We start from the raw sequence: 17,344 nt of genomic DNA on the forward strand, positions 1-17,344 counted from the left end.
GGCGCGGTGTCGGGCCGGGTTCGGCCGGGGGCGGCTGCGAGGATCCGGCACCATGCGAGCAGTCGTACAAAATGACAAATATCGGGCATCGCGTCGCGTGTCCCGGGCCTCTCGTGCCACCGCGGTCCTCGCCATCGCCGCCCTCGCCGGCGGCTGTGCGCAGGCAGAGGACCAAAGCGTGCGGGGCGCCCCCGGTCAGCAGGCGCCCCCGGCCCACGCGGTCGACGGCGCGGCGAAGGCTCGCGAGGCCCGGGCGGCTCTGGCCGCCGCCGCCAAGCGCTGGGACCTCAAGAAGGTCCCGCTGACGGCCCCCGCGCCCCCCGCGAAGAAGCCGGAGATCGAGGCCCGCGAGGGCTTCGAGGTCGACGGCCAGGAGGAGGACGGCCTCCCGCCGGTGTTCACCACGGTCCCCACCAAGGAGAAGGTCGTCTTCCTCACCATCGACGACGGCGCCGAGAAGGACCCGGCGTTCCTGAGGATGATGAGCGAGCTGAAGATCCCGTACACCGTCTTCCTCACCGACGAGGAGATCAAGGACGACTACGGCTACTTCAAGAAGATGCAGGCCCGCGGCGTCACCCTCAACAACCACACCCTGAGCCACCCCTACCTCCCCGGGCTCTCCTACGCGCAGCAGAAGCGGGAGATCTGCGGCATGCAGGACGTGATGGAGAAGCACTACGGCAAGCGCCCCGTCCTCTTCCGCCCGCCCTACGGCAACTACAACGGCGACACCCTGCGCGCCGCCAAGTCCTGCGGGATCAAGTACGCCCCGATCTGGAGCGAGGAGGTGTACGTCGACCACTGGGAGTACCGCGAGTGGGACCAGGATCTGCACCCCGGCGACATCGTCCTCACCCACTTCCGGGGCGAGGACGACTGGGACGGCACGATGACCGACATGGTCCGCCGCTTCCTGGACCGGATCACCGCCGACGGATACGCGGTGGCCCGCCTGGAGGACTACCTGTGAGGCGAGGGCGGTCCCGCCCGGCCGGCGCTGCCCCGGCCGCCCTCCTGCTCCCGCTGCTCCTGCTGCTCCCGCTCACCGGCTGCGACCGGATCGCCGCCCCCGCCGAACACGCGGCGGCGGCCGGGGACCCCGCCCAGGACGCCGACCGGGGCCGTCACCTGCCGCCCGTCGTGGACCACGTCCGCACCGACGACCCGGTCGTCTTCCTCACCTACGACGACAGCGCCGAGCGCGACCCCGCCTTCGCCGGCCTGATCCGCGAACGGCGGCTCCCGGTCACCCTGTTCCTCACCGACACCGTCGCCGGACCGGCGTACGGCGACCTCGCCCGGCTGCGCCCGTTCGGCGCGAGCCTGCAGAACCACACCCTCGACCACCGCTCCCTGCGCGGCCTGCCCTACGCCGGCCAGCGCGCCGAGATCTGCGGCCAGCAGACCAAGCTCAGGTCCCGCTTCGGCGTCCGCGCCCGCCTCTTCCGCCCGCCGCACGGCACGTACGACACCACGACCCTGCGCGCCGCCGCCGACTGCGGCATCACGGCCCTGGTCCTGTGGCGCGCCACCCTCGACGCCGACGGCACCCTCACCTACACCCGCGGCGGCCACCGCCTCCACCCCGGCGACATCGTCGCCGTTGACCCGGACCACCCGACGGCCACGAACCTGACGGCCCGCACGGAACGTTTGCTGGAGACGATCGAGGAGCAGGGGCTGAGGGTGGGCGACCTGGAAAATTACCTGTGACTTCTCGATGCCGACCGGCACAATCCAGCCCGTCCGGCGCTTGAGGACGAGGCCGGCCAGGCCGAAAAGGGGGGCCTGGGGGCGCAGCCCCCAGCGAGCCCGGCACCAACGCGGGGGTGCCTCCACGAACCGGCGTTCACCCGAAAACCCCGCCGACGCGCCGCCGGCATTGGCACTCCGCTTGACCGAGTGCTAATCGCAGTCATAGTCTCGGCCCTGGCACTCCCCACTGGAGAGTGCCAACTACGCGACGGGCAGGTCCGGCACCCGCGACGACGGATCCACCTGGTCGCCACCTCAGACAGTTAACCCCGTGAGATCTCCGAAGGGGGAGGTCGGATCGTGACGACCACCAGCTCCAAGGTTGCCATCAAGCCGCTCGAGGACCGCATTGTGGTCCAGCCGCTCGACGCCGAGCAGACCACGGCTTCGGGCCTGGTCATTCCGGACACCGCCAAGGAGAAGCCCCAGGAGGGCGTCGTCCTGGCCGTCGGCCCGGGCCGCTTCGAGGACGGCAACCGCCTTCCGCTCGACGTCAGCGTCGGCGACGTCGTGCTCTACAGCAAGTACGGCGGCACCGAGGTGAAGTACAACGGCGAGGAGTACCTCGTCCTCTCGGCCCGCGACGTGCTCGCGATCGTCGAGAAGTAGTTCACCCGAAGCACCTTGCTTTCCAGCTGCGCCCCTGGCTCCCGCGACCATAAAAAGCCGGGCGTCGGGGGCGCAGTTGCCGTATAACCCCAAGATTTCCGGAAGAGGGCTCACGCTCCCATGGCGAAGATCCTGAAGTTCGACGAGGACGCCCGTCGCGCCCTCGAGCGCGGCGTCAACAAGCTCGCCGACACCGTGAAGGTGACGATCGGCCCCAAGGGCCGCAACGTCGTCATCGACAAGAAGTTCGGCGCCCCCACCATCACCAACGACGGCGTCACCATCGCCCGCGAGGTCGAGGTCGAGGACCCGTACGAGAACCTCGGCGCCCAGCTGGTGAAGGAGGTGGCGACCAAGACCAACGACATCGCGGGTGACGGCACCACCACCGCCACCGTGCTCGCCCAGGCGCTCGTGCGCGAGGGCCTGAAGAACGTCGCCGCGGGTGCCTCCCCGGCGCTGCTGAAGAAGGGCATCGACGCGGCCGTCGCGGCCGTGTCCGAGGAACTCCTCGCGACCGCCCGCCCGATCGACGAGAAGTCCGACATCGCCGCCGTCGCCGGTCTGTCCGCCCAGGACCAGCAGGTCGGCGAGCTGATCGCCGAGGCGATGGACAAGGTCGGCAAGGACGGTGTCATCACCGTCGAGGAGTCCAACACCTTCGGTCTGGAGCTGGACTTCACCGAGGGCATGGCCTTCGACAAGGGCTACCTGTCGCCGTACTTCGTGACGGACCAGGAGCGCATGGAGGCCGTCCTCGACGACCCGTACATCCTGATCAACCAGGGCAAGATCTCCTCCATCGCGGACCTGCTGCCGCTGCTGGAGAAGGTCATCCAGGCCAACGCCTCCAAGCCGCTGCTGATCATCGCCGAGGACCTGGAGGGCGAGGCGCTCTCCACCCTCGTCGTCAACAAGATCCGAGGCACCTTCAACGCGGTCGCCGTCAAGGCCCCCGGCTTCGGCGACCGCCGCAAGGCGATGCTGCAGGACATGGCCGTCCTCACCGGCGCCACGGTCATCTCCGAGGAGGTCGGCCTCAAGCTCGACCAGGTCGGTCTGGACGTGCTCGGCACCGCCCGCCGCATCACCGTCACCAAGGACGACACCACGATCGTCGACGGTGCCGGCAAGCGCGACGAGGTCGAGGGCCGCATCAACCAGATCAAGGCCGAGATCGAGTCCACGGACTCCGACTGGGACCGCGAGAAGCTCCAGGAGCGCCTCGCGAAGCTGGCCGGCGGCGTGTGCGTGATCAAGGTCGGCGCCGCCACCGAGGTGGAGCTGAAGGAGCGCAAGCACCGTCTGGAGGACGCCATCTCCGCGACCCGCGCCGCGGTCGAGGAGGGCATCGTCTCCGGTGGTGGCTCCGCGCTGGTCCACGCCGTCAAGGTGCTCGAGGGCAACCTCGGCAAGACCGGCGACGAGGCCACCGGTGTCGCGGTCGTCCGTCGCGCCGCCGTCGAGCCGCTGCGCTGGATCGCCGAGAACGCCGGCCTGGAGGGTTACGTCATCACCTCCAAGGTCGCCGAGCTCGACAAGGGCCAGGGCTTCAACGCCGCCACCGGCGAGTACGGCGACCTGGTCAAGGCCGGCGTCATCGACCCGGTGAAGGTCACCCGCTCCGCCCTGGAGAACGCCGCCTCCATCGCCTCCCTCCTGCTGACGACCGAGACCCTCGTCGTCGAGAAGAAGGAAGAGGAAGAGCCGGCCGCCGCGGGCCACGGCCACGCCCACTGAGCGCCGCGCTGAGCTGAGCGAACGGTGCCCGGTCCCCTGCGGGGGCTGGGCACCGTTCTCCTGCGGGGGCTGGGCACCGTTCTCTTTTTGGTCGCCGGTTCCGGTGCCCGTGCCGGGCCGGCGTCTGCCCCGTCGGGTTCGTTGCCGGGTGCGGCGCCGTTGTGGCCGGTCGCGCGGATCCCCGCGCCCCTTGGGGCGTTGCACCTGACGAACCTCAGAACAGCGCCGTCACAGCAGTCCGCTCAGCGGCAGTACGCGCTCGGCGAGCCGCCCCCGCAGCCACCCCCCGGCCGTGTCGGGCTCCTCCGCGAGCCAGCCGGCGGCGACCAGCAGCCCCGTGTGCTCGGCGACGTCCTCGGGCCGCAGACCGCAGAACTGGGCGACGTCGTCCAGCGCCAGACCGGCGTCCTCGCCGACGTCTCCCAGGCACCCGTCGGGGCGGCTGTGGGCCGCGGTGTACACCGCGAGGAGCCTGGTGGCAGCCCCCGCCTTCTTCTTCCGCAGCTTCCGGTCGCCCACCACCTTCTGCGCCCACCCCGACAGCCGCGCCCGGGTGACCTTGCCGAAGAAGAACGGGCGGGGCCGCGTGGGAATCAGCGTGGGCACCGTGATCGGGGTGGGTTCCTCGGGCCGGGACGTCAGCGCGTCGTCGGCGGTGACGTCCTCCGGCAGCAGCAGCCAGCCCACGTCGACAAGCTCCTGGAGCACCCGCTCGGCGTCGCCCTGCAACCAGCCGCCGAGGTCCTGCCCGGTGACGTTCCCGGTACCGGCGCGCGCGGCCCGCAGGGTGAGCATCAGCACCGCGAGCCGCGCCTCGGCCCCGGGGAGCGGGGAGCCGGTCCGGACGTGCTCCAGCACGTTGCGGGCATGGACGCCCTGGCCCCGGGTCAGCAACCGCTCGACCACCGGCCCCTCCCCGTCCACCGGGACGCCGCGGCGGTTGGCGTCCATCTCACGGGTGGTCCGCGCGGCAGCCGCGGCCCGGTCCGCCTCCTCCCGCAGGGCGGCGTCGTCGGTGACGTCCGCCCACAGGGCGAAGGCGCGGGCCTTGCGGTCGTGCAGATCGGCGAGGACGGCGAGGTCCGGTTTCGGGCGCCGCTGGTACGCGCGGAACGCGTCCCCGAGCTCGGTCAGCTCCACGCGCAGCACCTCGGGCTGAAGATCGTCCGGCACGATCCGCTGCGCGACCTTCGCCCATCGACCCGCCTTCCGGGCCCGGGCGGGGACACCGCCGGGCTGGGGGCGCGGGGCGGGCCGGATATACGGGACGGAGACGGCCCCGGCGTCACCGTGGCGGGCCGGGGCGGGGACCGGGGCCACCGAAGGCGCCCCACCGCCGGGAGCGTCGGAGAACATCACCGCCCCACCCACGGCCCCCAAGCCCCTGTTCCCCCTGTCCGTACGCCCCTCGTCCGTGCCGTCGACGAACACTTCGCCCCGGTCACCAGCGCCCGCGTTCACGCGATGCCGCCCTCTCCCTCGCCGAACCTGCGACCTCCCGCCCGCTGCGGGCGCAGCCACCCGACGCTACGTCGCACCGGCAGCCCGCCAGGAAAGGTCCGGGATGGACCACACGTTCGGGTGACGATTCAGCCGGTCGGCGACCTGCAAGACGCCCCGGACCACTGCCCCTGTCCGGGGACCGCGGAACAAGCCTGCCCCTACCGCGGCCCGTACTTCCGCCCCGTCCGCGACGTGATCCCGCCCAGCAGCCCCCGCGGCACCAGCTTCGCCGCGCCCATCAGGGTCTTGTAGCGGGGGTCGGGGATCGACAGGGACTTCCCGCGCGACAGGTCGGCGAGGGCCGCCGCGACGACGTTGTCCGCGTCGAGCCACATCCAGTTCGGGATGTTGTCCGTGCCCATGCCGGCCCGCTCGTGGAACTCCGTGCGCACGAAACCGGGGGCCAGGGCCATCAGCCGTACGCCGCTGCCGGCCAGGTCCTTGGCCACGCCCTGGGTGAACTGCACGACCCACGCCTTGGAGGCGCCGTAGGTGCCGCGCGGGAGGAAGGCGGCGACCGAGGCCACGTTGACGACACCGCCCCGGCCCCGTTCCCGCATCGCCTCCACCGCCGCGGAGGTCAGCCGGAGCACCGCCTCGCAGTGCACCTTGAGCATGGTCAGCTCGTCGGCCATGGGGACGTCGAGGAAGCGGCCCTTGTTGCCGAAACCGGCGTTGTTGACCAGCAGGTCGACGGGGTTCCTGCGGTCCGACAGCCGGGCTGCCACCGCGTCGATGCCGGCGTCCGCCGACAGGTCCGCCGTCAGCACCTCCGCCTCGATGCCGTGCCGGTCGTGCAGCTCCGTGGCCTGCTCGCGCAGCCGCTCGGTGTCGCGGGCGACCAGCACCAGGTCGTGTCCGTCGGCCGCCAGCCGCCGGGCGAACGCGGCGCCGAGGCCCGCCGTCGAGCCCGTAATCAATGCCGTTGTCATGGCGCAAGGTTAGGGCGCGGGATCGTGGCTGCGGACCGAGCCGGTCCGCTTCGCTCGGGCGCCGTACTGCGCCACGTACTTCCGCGCCGACGCCAACGCCTCCGGGTGCAGCGCGTCGCCCGCCGCGAGCAGCCGGGGGAGCAGGTCCCGCTGGGTCGTCACCGCGCGGAACTGCAGGGCCACCGTCACCTCGTGCGCGGGCCGGTGCACGATCCGCACCGGATCGCCCGCCCGGATCTCACCGGCTTCCAGGACGCGGAAGTAGGCGCCCGGCGCACCCTTCTCCGTGAAGCGCTTCACCCAGCGCTGTTCACCCATGTGGCCCTGGAAGGTGCGGCAGGGGATGCGCCCGGACGTCACCTCGAGGAGCAGCTCGGGACCGACCCGCCAGCGCTCGCCGATGAGGGCACCGGCGAGGTCCAGGCCCGTGGTGGTGAGGTTCTCGCCGAACGAGCCGTTCGGCAGCTCGCGGCCCAGCGCGTGTCCCCAGTCGTCCAGGTCCTCGCGCGCCATCGCGTAGACCGCCTGGTCGGTGCCGCCGTGGTGCCGCGTGTCGCAGACGGTGTCGCCGGCCAGGCCACTCGCCCCGAACCCCTTCGATCCGGGTGCCGCCACCCGCACGGGCCCGTCGGCCGGCCGCTTGTCGATGCCGGTGACGCCCTCGGGCTGGTCCGTGTACGGCACGGCCTTCGCGCGCCCCAGATTGACGGACAGGAGCCTCATGGCGGAAAGGTGCATGCCGGAACGGTAGGTCATGCGCGGTCAAAGCGGCGACGCATTATTCGGCGTCCGGTCAAAGGGTCGCTTATCCTCGGGGGTGTGATCGAGGCTCGTCATCTCCGCGTGCTGCGCGCCGTGGCATCCACCGGTTCCTTCTCCGCCGCGGGGCGCGAGCTGGGCTGCACCCAGCCCGCCGTCAGCCAGCAGATGAAGGCCCTGGAGTCCTCCGTCGGCACCCCCCTGCTCGTGCGCACCGGTCGCGAGATGCGGCTGACCCAGGCCGGGGAGGCGCTGGTGCGGCACGCCGCCGGGATCATCGCCGGGCTCACCGCGGCCGAGGAGGAGGTCGCCGCGATCGCCGGGCTGCGCGCCGGGCGGGTCCGGCTGGTCTCCTTCCCCAGCGGCAGCTCCACCCTCGTACCGACGGCCCTGGCCGCGCTGCGCGCCGCGCACCCCGGCACCCGGGTCTCCCTGGAGGAGTCCGAGCCGCCGAAGTCCGTCGAGCTGCTGCGCGAGGGCGACTGCGACGTGGTGCTCGCCTTCCGCTACGAGGGTGCGGCCGGTGCCGAGGAGTGGGACGACCTCGTCGTACGGCCGCTGCTCACCGACCGGCTGGTGGCGCTGGTCCCCGAGGGGCACCGGCTCGCCCGGGCGCAAGGGGTCGGATCCGTGGCGATCGGGGAGCTGGCCCGGGAATCCTGGATCGCGGGCTGCCCGCGCTGTCGCGGCCAGTTGGTCGAGGTGTGCGAGGGGGCCGGTTTCACCCCGCGCATCGACTTCGCGACCGACGACTACCCGGCGGTGGTCGGCCTGGTCGGCGCGGGCCTCGGCGTGGCCGTGCTGCCCCAGCTCGCCGTCGAGTCCGTACGGCCCCGGGGCGTGCGGACGGTCACGCTGGAGCCGGCCGTGCGGCGGGAGATCGTCGCGCTCACGCTGCCCGACCTGGCCCAGGTGCCGGCGGTGACGGCCACCCTGGACGAGCTGGCCCGGGCGGGGGCGCGCCAGTCGGCGACGCGCTGACCGCTTCGGGGGACCGTGCTTCGGGTTCTTCCAGAGAAACGTTCCTTCAGTGAGGGGCGGCCGCCTCCCCGCCGGCCGACGCCGAGGCCGTAGCCGCCACCAGGCGGTTGCGGGCCCGTCCCATGAGTTCTTCGCGCTCGTCCTCGGTCAGCCCGCCCCACACGCCGTACGGCTCACGCACCGCCAGCGCGTGCGCCGCGCACTCGGCGCGGACCGGGCACCTCATGCAGACCTCCTTGGCCGAGTTCTCGCGAGCACTCCGTGCCGCACCGCGTTCGCCTTCCGGATGGAAGAAGAGCGAGCTGTCCACCCCGCGGCACGCGGCCAGGAGCTGCCAGTCCCACAGGTCCGCGTTCGGTCCGGGAAGGCGGGAGAAATCTGCCATTGCGTGACCCCTTGTAGCCGTTCTGGGTGGATACGGTGTCCACGACCGTACAACTACGATCTAAGGAGATGAAAATATGACTCATTGCGAATCTAGCCGCAGACACCAGCGAAGCGGAAGAAAAGCGGCTGAATGGGGCACCGCTTGTGATGAAACGGCGCGGGTCCCACGCGCATGTCTGCTGCGTGGCCGCCCCCTCACGTAGAGTGCCGAAGACGACACACAGCCCCGTAACTCTTTCGAGTGACCATCGTTGAGAGTGCGGAGGCGGTTGAAGGAACAAGTGCTCGGGCGGGCGTCCGGGACGGTCGACCGCACAGGTGACGATTTCGTACCAGCCTGGAGGCTCAACGTGACGCGCATCAGCTGCGGAGGACGGCCATGACTTCCGTCCTCGTCTGCGACGACTCCCCGCTTGCCCGAGAGGCGCTCCGCCGCGCGGTCGCGACCGTGCCCGGCGTCGAGCGCGTGACGACGGCCGCCAACGGCGAGGAAGTCCTCCGCCGCTGGGGTGCCGACCGCTCGGACCTGATTCTGATGGACGTGCGCATGCCCGGGCTGGGCGGCGTCGAGACCGTCCGGCGGCTGCTGTCCGCCGACCCCGGCGCGCGCATCATCATGCTCACCGTCGCCGAGGACCTGGACGGCGTGGCCCTCGCGGTAGCCGCCGGTGCACGTGGCTATCTGCACAAGGACGCCTCGCGCGCCGAGCTGCGCGCCACCGTGACCCAGGCCCTGGCCGACCCGACCTGGCGGCTCGCCCCGCGGCGGCTGCGCTCGGCCGAGATGGGCGCCGCGCCCACGCTCACCGCGCGGGAGATCCAGGTCCTGGAGGGCATGAGCCACGGCCGCTCCAACGCGGAGATCGGCCGTGAGCTGTTCCTCTCCGAGGACACCGTCAAGACCCACGCCCGTCGGCTCTTCAAGAAGCTCGGCGCCTCGGACCGGGCGCACGCGGTCGCGCTCGGCTTCCGGTGGGGCCTGGTCCGCTAGGGGGTGCCCCCGTGCGATGGAGTCCGAGAGGGCCCGTCGGGGACGTGACGATCCCCGCTTATCGCGAGGTGAGCGGGGGTGACAAGACGACCCGCCGGAGGCCCGCTGCTCGTTTCGCCGCGGATGACGCATCCTTGAGGTGTGGAGTTCCTCGGGGACGAGTCGGTCGAGCGGAAGGGGAGGGCGCAGGGGATGAGTTCCGGCGCACCTGCTCATAACGCTTCGGTGCACAACAACGGGCACGGAGCCACGGATCGGACGGCCGCAAGGCACCATGGACCGATGCGTGACGACGATGCGCCCCCGGACCAGGGGACGGTCGGTGGGCTCGTCCACCGCGCCGTGGACGGGGACGAGCAGGCCACGCACGACCTGCTCGCCCATGTCCACCCCCTGGCGCTGCGCTACTGCCGCACGCGCCTGTCCCGGCTGCCCGGCGACGCCCGGCACTTCGTCGAGGACCTCGCCCAGGAGGTCTGCGTCGCGGTGCTGCTCGCGCTGCCCCGCTACAAGGACACCGGACGCCCCTTCGAGGCGTTCGTCTTCGCCATCGCCGCCCACAAGGTCGCCGACCTCCAGCGCGCCGCGATGCGCCACCCCGGCTCGACGGCCGTCCCGTCCGACGAGATGCCCGAGCGGCCGGACGACTCGCTGGGCCCCGAGGAGCGGGCGCTGCTCAACAGCGACGCCGCCTGGGCCAAGAAGCTGCTGGCCAACCTGCCGGAGAACCAGCGCGAGCTGCTCCTGCTGCGCATCGCGGTCGGGCTCACGGCCGAGGAGACCGGACAGATGTTGGGAATGTCACCGGGCGCCGTGCGGGTCGCACAGCACCGGGCGCTGAGCCGGCTGCGGGCACTGGCGGAGCAGTAGTCCGGGCGACCACCCGCGCGGCGGCCCCTCTCGTACAAAAGCACGAAGGTCGCACGCTTCCTTGATCGTGGAATGAGCCACGTCCACTTCCCGTTAGCATGGACATCCGCACCGATCAAGGCCATTTGGGGAAGGTGTCATGACTGCCAACGTCGACGGAGTGCCCGAGAAATTCGCGACACTCGGGCTGACCTACGACGACGTGCTGCTGCTGCCGGGCGCCTCCGCGGTGCTTCCGAACGCGGTCGACACCTCGTCCCGCATCTCCCGCAACGTGCGGGTCAACATCCCGCTGCTCTCCGCGGCCATGGACAAGGTGACCGAGTCCCGGATGGCCATCTCCATGGCCCGCCAGGGCGGCGTCGGCGTCCTGCACCGCAACCTGTCCATCGAGGACCAGGCCAACCAGGTCGACCTGGTGAAGCGCTCCGAGTCCGGCATGGTGGCCAACCCCATCACCATCCACCCGGACGCCACCCTCGGCGAGGCCGACGCCCTGTGCGCCAAGTTCCGCATCAGCGGCGTCCCGGTCACCGACGGCGCGGGCAAGCTGCTCGGCATCGTCACCAACCGCGACATGGCCTTCGAGACCGACCGCACCCGGCAGGTGCGCGAGGTCATGACGCCGATGCCGCTGGTCACCGGCCAGGTCGGCATCTCCGGCGTGGACGCCATGGAGCTGCTGCGCCGCCACAAGATCGAGAAGCTTCCGCTGGTCGACGGCGACGGCATCCTCAAGGGCCTGATCACGGTCAAGGACTTCGTCAAGGCCGAGCAGTACCCGCACGCCGCCAAGGACGGCAAGGGCCGCCTGCTCGTCGGCGCCGCCGTGGGTGCCAGCCCCGAGGCGCTCGACCGCGCCCAGGCCCTCGCCGAGGCCGGGGTGGACTTCCTCGTCGTCGACACCTCGCACGGCCACAACAGCAACGCGCTGAGCTGGATGTCGAAGATCAAGTCGAGCGTCGGCGTCGACGTCGTCGGCGGCAACGTCGCCACCCGCGACGGCGCCCAGGCCCTGATCGACGCCGGCGTCGACGGCATCAAGGTCGGCGTCGGCCCCGGCTCCATCTGTACGACCCGCGTCGTCGCCGGCATCGGCGTCCCGCAGGTCACCGCGATCTACGAGGCCTCCCTCGCCGCCCGCGCCGCCGGCGTGCCCCTGATCGGCGACGGCGGTCTCCAGTACTCCGGCGACATCGGCAAGGCGCTCGCCGCCGGTGCCGACACCGTGATGCTGGGCAGCCTGCTCGCGGGCTGCGAGGAGTCGCCGGGCGAGCTGCAGTTCATCAACGGCAAGCAGTTCAAGTCGTACCGCGGCATGGGCTCGCTGGGCGCCATGCAGTCCCGCGGCCAGGGCCGGTCGTACTCGAAGGACCGCTACTTCCAGGCCGAGGTCGCCTCCGACGACAAGCTCGTGCCCGAGGGCATCGAGGGCCAGGTCCCCTACCGGGGTCCGCTGGCCAACGTCCTGCACCAGCTCGTCGGCGGCCTGCGCCAGACCATGGGCTACGTGGGCGCCGCCACCATCGAGGAGATGGAGTCCAAGGGCCGCTTCGTCCGGATCACCTCCGCGGGCCTCAAGGAGAGCCACCCGCACGACATCCAGATGACGGTCGAGGCGCCGAACTACAGCCGCAGCAAGTAAGCGGCCGTAGCAAGCAAGCACACGGGCAGCAGCCTCCCGAGGGCGGCTCCGGAGCATCCGGGGCCGCCCTCTGCGGTGCCCCGGCGCACCCGTCGGGGATACTGGAAGGCGCTGCAACGCATCAGGGAAAGGCCACAGACGTGACTGAGATCGAGATCGGGCGCGGCAAGCGCGGCCGCCGGGCGTACGCCTTCGACGACATCGCCGTCGTCCCCAGCCGCCGTACGCGGGACCCGAAGGAGGTCTCGATCGCCTGGCAGATCGACGCCTACCGCTTCGAGCTGCCGTTCCTGGCCGCTCCCATGGACTCGGTCGTCTCCCCGGCCACCGCGATCCGCATCGGTGAGCTGGGCGGCCTCGGCGTCCTCAACCTGGAAGGGCTCTGGACCCGGCACGAGGACCCGCAGCCGCTGCTCGACGAGATCGCGGAGCTGGACACCGACAACGCGACCCGCCGCCTCCAGGAGATCTACGCGGCTCCCATCAAGGAGGAGCTGATCGGGCAGCGCATCAAGGAGGTGCGCGACTCGGGCGTGGTCACCGCCGCCGCGCTCTCCCCGCAGCGCACCGCCCAGTTCTCCAAGGCCGTCGTGGACGCGGGCGTCGACATCTTCGTCATCCGCGGCACCACCGTCTCCGCGGAGCACGTCTCCGGCTCGCACGAGCCGCTGAACCTGAAGCAGTTCATCTACGAACTCGACGTCCCGGTGATCGTCGGCGGCTGCGCCACCTACACCGCCGCCCTGCACCTGATGCGCACCGGCGCCGCGGGCGTCCTCGTCGGATTCGGCGGCGGCGCCGCCCACACCACCCGCAACGTGCTGGGCATCCAGGTGCCCATGGCCACCGCGGTCGCCGACGTGGCCGCGGCCCGCCGGGACTACATGGACGAGTCCGGCGGCCGGTACGTCCACGTCATCGCCGACGGCGGCGTCGGCTGGTCCGGCGACCTGCCCAAGGCCATCGCCTGCGGCGCCGACTCCGTGATGATGGGCTCCCCGCTGGCCCGCGCCACCGACGCGCCGGGCAAGGGCAACCACTGGGGCATGGAGGCCGTCAACGAGGAGCTGCCGCGCGGCAAGAAGGTCGACCTCGGCACGGTCGGCACCATCGAGGAGATCCTCACCGGCCCGTCCCGCAACCCCGACGGCTCGATGAACTTCTTCGGCGCCCTGCGCCGCGCCATGGCCACCACCGGCTACAGCGAGCTGAAGGAGTTCCAGCGCGTCGAGGTCACGGTCGCGGACTCGCAGCACCGGCGGTAGCCACCACGGCATGTGAAGGGGCCGGTCACCTGATGGGTGACCGGCCCCTTTCGCGTGCTCGGGGGCTCTTGAGGGGGCGCGTGGCGTGGTGCGGGGGCGTGCGGTGGTGTTCGGGGCGAATACGCGGGGCAGGGCCGTGCCGGATCGGTAATGTCCCTGCTCGGCGACCCCGTCTTCGGGGCGCCCCCTTCCAAGGAACCGTTCCGGACCCCGCTCCTCGGGGCCCGGCCCGAATTCCAGACGGACCGCCTCACCGGGATATGGGCGGCATCGTGGAAGGGGGCGCGCCATGGGCCGTCACCGCAAGCCCACCCGCTGGGACCGGATCCGTCTGCGGATGGTGAAGTTCCGGAGGAGGTGGATCCTGCGGATTTACGGGAAGTGAGCGGCCACCCCTATAAGACGTAGGGGTGGACACTCCGTTCACTTCTCTGGAGCCTGCCTCAGTATCCGGCTGCGGTGGGCTCCACCCTTTGCGGATGGTGAGCGGCCGTCCCTAGAAGACATAGGGGCGGACACCCGTAACCGGCCGCACATCCCTGCGGAGGGCGCCATCCGCTCCCCACCGTACCGGCGCAGCCGCCCTCCCACCACCAACCCCGTGGCACGGTCACCCCCGTGCGCCCCCGGCTCACAACCGGTGCGCCGCCCCCGTCGGTGTGGCGCCCCGGGTGTCCAGAAGGAGCTGGGCCTTGACTGAGAGGCCCTGGAGGTCGTACGTGCGGTGCTGCTGGAGGAGGATCGTGAGGTCGGCGTCGGCGGCGGCCTCGTAGAGGGAGTCGGCGCGGGGGACGGGGCGGTCGGCGACGTTCCAGGACGGGACGTGCGGGTCGTGGTAGCTCACGGCGGCGCCCATCGACATCAGGCGGGTCGCGATCTCCTCGGCCGGGGTGGCCTGCTGGTCGGCGAGGTCGGCCTTGTAGGTGACGCCGAGGAGGAGGATGCGGGCGCCGCGCGCGGACTTGCCGTGCTCGTTGAGGAGGGCGGCGGCGCGCTGCACGACGTAGCGGGGCATCTGGGCGTTGACCTGCTGGGCCAGCTCCACCATGCGCAGGCTGTGCGGGGCCCGGCCGGTGAGGTCCTGGGGGACGGAGTGGCCGCCGACGCCGGGTCCGGGGCGGAAGGCGTGGAAGCCGAAGGGCTTGGTCTCCGCGCAGCGCAGGACGTCCCACAGGTCGACGCCGAGGTCGTCGCAGAGCACGGCCATCTCGTTGACCAGGGCGATGTTCACGTGCCGGAAGTTGGTCTCCAGGAGCTGCACCGTCTCCGCCTCCCGCGGGCCCCGTGCGCGGACCACCTTGTCGGTGAGGCGGCTGTAGAACGCGGCGGCCGACTCCGTGCAGGCGGGGGTGAGGCCGCCGATGACCTTCGGGGTGTTGGCCGGGGTGAAGTCGCGGTTGCCGGGGTCCACGCGGCTGGGGGAGTAGGCGAGGTGGAAGTCGCGGCCGGCGCGCAGCCCGGAGCTCTGCTCCAGGATCGGGCGCAGGAATTCCTCCGTCGTTCCGGGCCGCACCGGCGACTCCAGGATGACGGTGGTGTGCGGGCGCATGTGGGCGGCGAGGGTGCGGGCCGCGGCCTCCACCTGGGTGAGGTCCAGGCCGCCGTCCGCGCCCGGCGGGGTGGGCGCGCAGATGACGGCGGTGCGGACCCGGCCCAGCTCGGCCGGTCCTGCCGGTCCGGCCGGGGTGCGGAAGCCCGTGGCGAGCATCCGGCGCACCTCGGCGGGGGTGAGCGGGTCGGCCTCGGGGCCGGTGCGGTAGCCGAGGGTGGGGATGCCGGCGGCGACGGCGGCCTGGGCCAGGGGCAGGCCGTACGGGCCGAGTCCGATGACGGCGAGATCTGCGGGCATGGCGTGGGCCGTCCTTCCCAGTAACCGAAGCGGGACAGGTGCGCAAGCCCGGTGGACAGGACGGGCGAGCACAACGTCAGACTAGGAGTAAATATGACCGATTTGCGGTATTGATCTGCGGAGTTTCGGCGAGTGTCGACGGCTCGGTGCCTGCCGGTACGGGCCCGTGGGCAGGTTGTCCACAGGTTCGGGCCCGCGGCTGCCGAAGTCGGGCGGGCCGGTCAGAATCTGGGCATGGTGGGTACCAGGAACGGGGCTCGCCCGACGGGCGCGGCCGACGCGACCGACAGCGGGAGGCAGCAGTGAGGACAGCGACCCTTGGGCCGGCGCAGCGCGCCGAGTCGCTCGCGGCCATGGCCGAGCGCGAGCTCGACGTCCTGGTGGTGGGTGCCGGCGTGGTCGGTGCGGGCACCGCGCTCGACGCCGTGACGCGTGGTCTGTCCGTGGGCCTGGTGGAGGCGCGGGACTGGGCCTCGGGCACCTCCAGCAGGTCCAGCAAGCTGATCCACGGCGGCCTGCGCTATCTGGAGATGCTCGACTTCGTGCTCGTGCGGGAGGCGCTGAAGGAGCGCGGGCTGCTGCTCGAACGGCTCGCGCCGCACCTGGTGAAGCCGGTGCCGTTCCTGTACCCGCTCCAGCACAAGGGGTGGGAGCGGCTGTATGCCGGATCGGGCGTCGCGCTCTACGACGCCATGTCCATGGCCCGCGGGCACGGGCGCGGCCTGCCGCTGCACCGGCACCTGAGCCGCCGTCACGCCCTGCGCGTGGCGCCCGCGCTGAAGAAGGACGCGCTGGTCGGCGCGTTGCAGTACTACGACGCCCAGATGGACGACGCCCGCTTCGTCGCCACGCTGGTGCGCACCTCGGCGGCGTACGGCGCCAAGGTCGCCAACCGCGCCCGGGTCACCTCCTTCCTTCGCGAGGGCGAACGGGTGGTCGGCGCGCGGGTGCAGGACGTCGAGGCGGGCGGCGAGTACGAGGTCCGCGCCAAGCAGGTGGTGAACGCGACCGGGGTGTGGACCGACGACACCCAGGCGATGGTCGGTGAGCGCGGCCAGTTCCACGTGCGGGCCTCCAAGGGCATCCACCTGGTCGTGCCCAAGGACCGCATCCACTCCAGCACCGGGCTGATCCTGCGCACCGAGAAGTCCGTGCTGTTCGTCATCCCCTGGGGCCGGCACTGGATCATCGGCACCACGGACACCGACTGGGACCTCGACAAGGCCCACCCGGCCGCGTCCAGCGCCGACATCGACTACCTGCTGGAACACGTCAACTCGGTGCTGTCGGTGCCCCTCACGCGCGACGACGTCGAGGGCGTGTACGCCGGACTGCGGCCGCTGCTGGCCGGCGAGTCGGACGCCACCAGCAAGCTGTCGCGCGAGCACACCGTCGCCCACCCGGTGCCCGGCCTGGTCGTCGTGGCGGGCGGCAAGTACACGACGTACCGGGTGATGGCCAAGGACGCCGTGGACGAGGCCGTGCACGGGCTCGATCTGCGGGTCGCCGACTGCGTCACCGAGGAGACCCCGCTGCTCGGCGCCGAGGGCTACCACGCGCAGTGGAACGCGCGGGCCCGGATCGCCGCGCGCACCGGACTGCACGTCGTACGCGTCGAGCATTTGCTCAACCGCTACGGCTCGCTGACGGAGGAACTGCTCGAACTCGTCGCCGCCGACCCCTCCCTGGGCGAGCCCCTCACCGGGGCCGACGACTACCTGCGCGCCGAAGTCGTCTACGCGGCCTCGCACGAGGGCGCGCGGCATCTGGACGACGTACTCACCCGGCGCACCCGCATCTCCATCGAGACCTTCGACCGGGGCACGCGCTGCGCCCGCGAGGCCGCCGAGCTGATGGCGCCGGTGCTCGGCTGGGACAAGGGCCAGGTAGACCGGGAGATCCAGCACTACGAGAAGCGGGTCGAGGCCGAGCGCGAGTCGCAGCGCCAGCCGGACGACCTGACCGCCGACGCGGCGCGACTGGGGGCACCGGACATCGCGGCGCGGTAAGGAGGGCGGGGAGGGAACCCTGCGGGCCCCCTGGGCGTAGAGCACT

15 protein-coding genes are annotated in these 17,344 nt (G+C 71.7%); 10 read left to right on the forward strand and 5 right to left on the reverse strand.

Annotated elements, in window-relative coordinates; all coding sequences use genetic code 11:
- Positions 1–52 precede the first annotated feature (52 nt).
- The 4 genes from C4J65_RS20885 to groL all read left to right on the forward strand — a co-directional run bounded on the left by C4J65_RS20885 (position 53) and on the right by groL (position 4,107).
- Positions 53–973 carry a polysaccharide deacetylase family protein gene (locus C4J65_RS20885; RefSeq protein WP_205351042.1) on the forward strand — a complete coding sequence of 307 codons (921 nt, stop codon included), beginning with the start codon at positions 53–55 and terminating at the stop codon, positions 971–973.
- On the forward strand, positions 970–1,716 hold the full coding sequence (locus C4J65_RS20890; RefSeq protein ID WP_115743750.1) for a polysaccharide deacetylase family protein: 747 nt from the start codon (positions 970–972) through the stop codon (positions 1,714–1,716). The genes C4J65_RS20885 and C4J65_RS20890 overlap by 4 nt, the downstream gene beginning before the upstream one ends.
- 342 nt (positions 1,717–2,058) lie before the next feature.
- Positions 2,059–2,367: a co-chaperone GroES gene (groES, locus tag C4J65_RS20895; RefSeq protein WP_003974211.1), complete on the forward strand. Its 309-nt coding sequence runs from the start codon at positions 2,059–2,061 to the stop codon at positions 2,365–2,367.
- A 120-nt stretch (positions 2,368–2,487) separates the two neighbouring features.
- A complete protein-coding gene (gene groL / locus C4J65_RS20900) occupies positions 2,488–4,107 on the forward strand; it encodes a chaperonin GroEL (RefSeq protein WP_115743751.1) in 1,620 nt (539 codons plus the stop codon).
- 228 nt (positions 4,108–4,335) lie between these two features.
- Here the strand turns inward: groL and C4J65_RS20905 are convergent, their stop codons facing one another.
- From C4J65_RS20905 to C4J65_RS20915, 3 genes are all read right to left on the reverse strand, one after another.
- Positions 4,336–5,280 carry a hypothetical protein gene (locus C4J65_RS20905; protein ID WP_240330480.1) on the reverse strand — a complete coding sequence of 315 codons (945 nt, stop codon included), beginning with the start codon at positions 5,278–5,280 and terminating at the stop codon, positions 4,336–4,338.
- A gap of 488 nt (positions 5,281–5,768) precedes the next feature.
- Positions 5,769–6,542 carry an SDR family oxidoreductase gene (locus C4J65_RS20910; RefSeq protein ID WP_115743753.1) on the reverse strand — a complete coding sequence of 258 codons (774 nt, stop codon included), beginning with the start codon at positions 6,540–6,542 and terminating at the stop codon, positions 5,769–5,771.
- Positions 6,543–6,551: 9 nt separating this feature from the next.
- Positions 6,552–7,265 carry an MOSC domain-containing protein gene (locus C4J65_RS20915; RefSeq protein ID WP_205351155.1) on the reverse strand — a complete coding sequence of 238 codons (714 nt, stop codon included), beginning with the start codon at positions 7,263–7,265 and terminating at the stop codon, positions 6,552–6,554.
- Positions 7,266–7,361: 96 nt separating this feature from the next.
- Here C4J65_RS20915 and C4J65_RS20920 point away from each other — a divergent pair, with 96 nt between their 5' ends.
- Positions 7,362–8,282 (forward strand): LysR family transcriptional regulator, encoded by a 921-nt coding sequence (locus C4J65_RS20920; protein ID WP_115743755.1) that lies wholly within the window; start codon positions 7,362–7,364, stop codon positions 8,280–8,282.
- 46 nt (positions 8,283–8,328) lie between these two features.
- On the opposite strand, the gene C4J65_RS20925 is transcribed toward C4J65_RS20920, so the two are convergent.
- Positions 8,329–8,667 carry a WhiB family transcriptional regulator gene (locus C4J65_RS20925; protein WP_029394253.1) on the reverse strand — a complete coding sequence of 113 codons (339 nt, stop codon included), beginning with the start codon at positions 8,665–8,667 and terminating at the stop codon, positions 8,329–8,331.
- 381 nt (positions 8,668–9,048) lie between these two features.
- Between C4J65_RS20925 and C4J65_RS20930 the strand changes: the two genes are divergently transcribed.
- The 4 genes from C4J65_RS20930 to C4J65_RS20945 all read left to right on the forward strand — a co-directional run bounded on the left by C4J65_RS20930 (position 9,049) and on the right by C4J65_RS20945 (position 13,440).
- Entirely contained in the window at positions 9,049–9,660 is a 612-nt protein-coding gene (locus C4J65_RS20930) for a response regulator transcription factor (protein ID WP_003948568.1), read from the forward strand.
- Positions 9,661–9,942: 282 nt separating this feature from the next.
- Complete coding sequence (locus C4J65_RS20935) at positions 9,943–10,530, forward strand: sigma-70 family RNA polymerase sigma factor (protein ID WP_003974204.1); 588 nt, start codon at positions 9,943–9,945, stop codon at positions 10,528–10,530.
- Positions 10,531–10,669: 139 nt separating this feature from the next.
- Positions 10,670–12,175 (forward strand): IMP dehydrogenase, encoded by a 1,506-nt coding sequence (gene guaB / locus C4J65_RS20940; protein ID WP_115743756.1) that lies wholly within the window; start codon positions 10,670–10,672, stop codon positions 12,173–12,175.
- 140 nt (positions 12,176–12,315) lie between these two features.
- A complete protein-coding gene (locus C4J65_RS20945) occupies positions 12,316–13,440 on the forward strand; it encodes a GuaB3 family IMP dehydrogenase-related protein (protein ID WP_052839813.1) in 1,125 nt (374 codons plus the stop codon).
- A 631-nt stretch (positions 13,441–14,071) separates the two neighbouring features.
- Here the strand turns inward: C4J65_RS20945 and C4J65_RS20950 are convergent.
- Positions 14,072–15,289 (reverse strand): nucleotide sugar dehydrogenase, encoded by a 1,218-nt coding sequence (locus C4J65_RS20950; protein ID WP_115743757.1) that lies wholly within the window; start codon positions 15,287–15,289, stop codon positions 14,072–14,074.
- Between the two features lie 302 nt (positions 15,290–15,591).
- Between C4J65_RS20950 and C4J65_RS20955 the strand changes: the two genes are divergently transcribed.
- Positions 15,592–17,298, forward strand: coding sequence for a glycerol-3-phosphate dehydrogenase/oxidase (locus C4J65_RS20955; RefSeq protein WP_115743758.1), 1,707 nt, complete (start codon positions 15,592–15,594; stop codon positions 17,296–17,298).
- Positions 17,299–17,344: the final 46 nt, after the last annotated feature.

This window comes from Streptomyces sp. CB09001 (assembly GCF_003369795.1).
Taxonomy (GTDB): Bacteria; Actinomycetota; Actinomycetes; order Streptomycetales; family Streptomycetaceae; genus Streptomyces.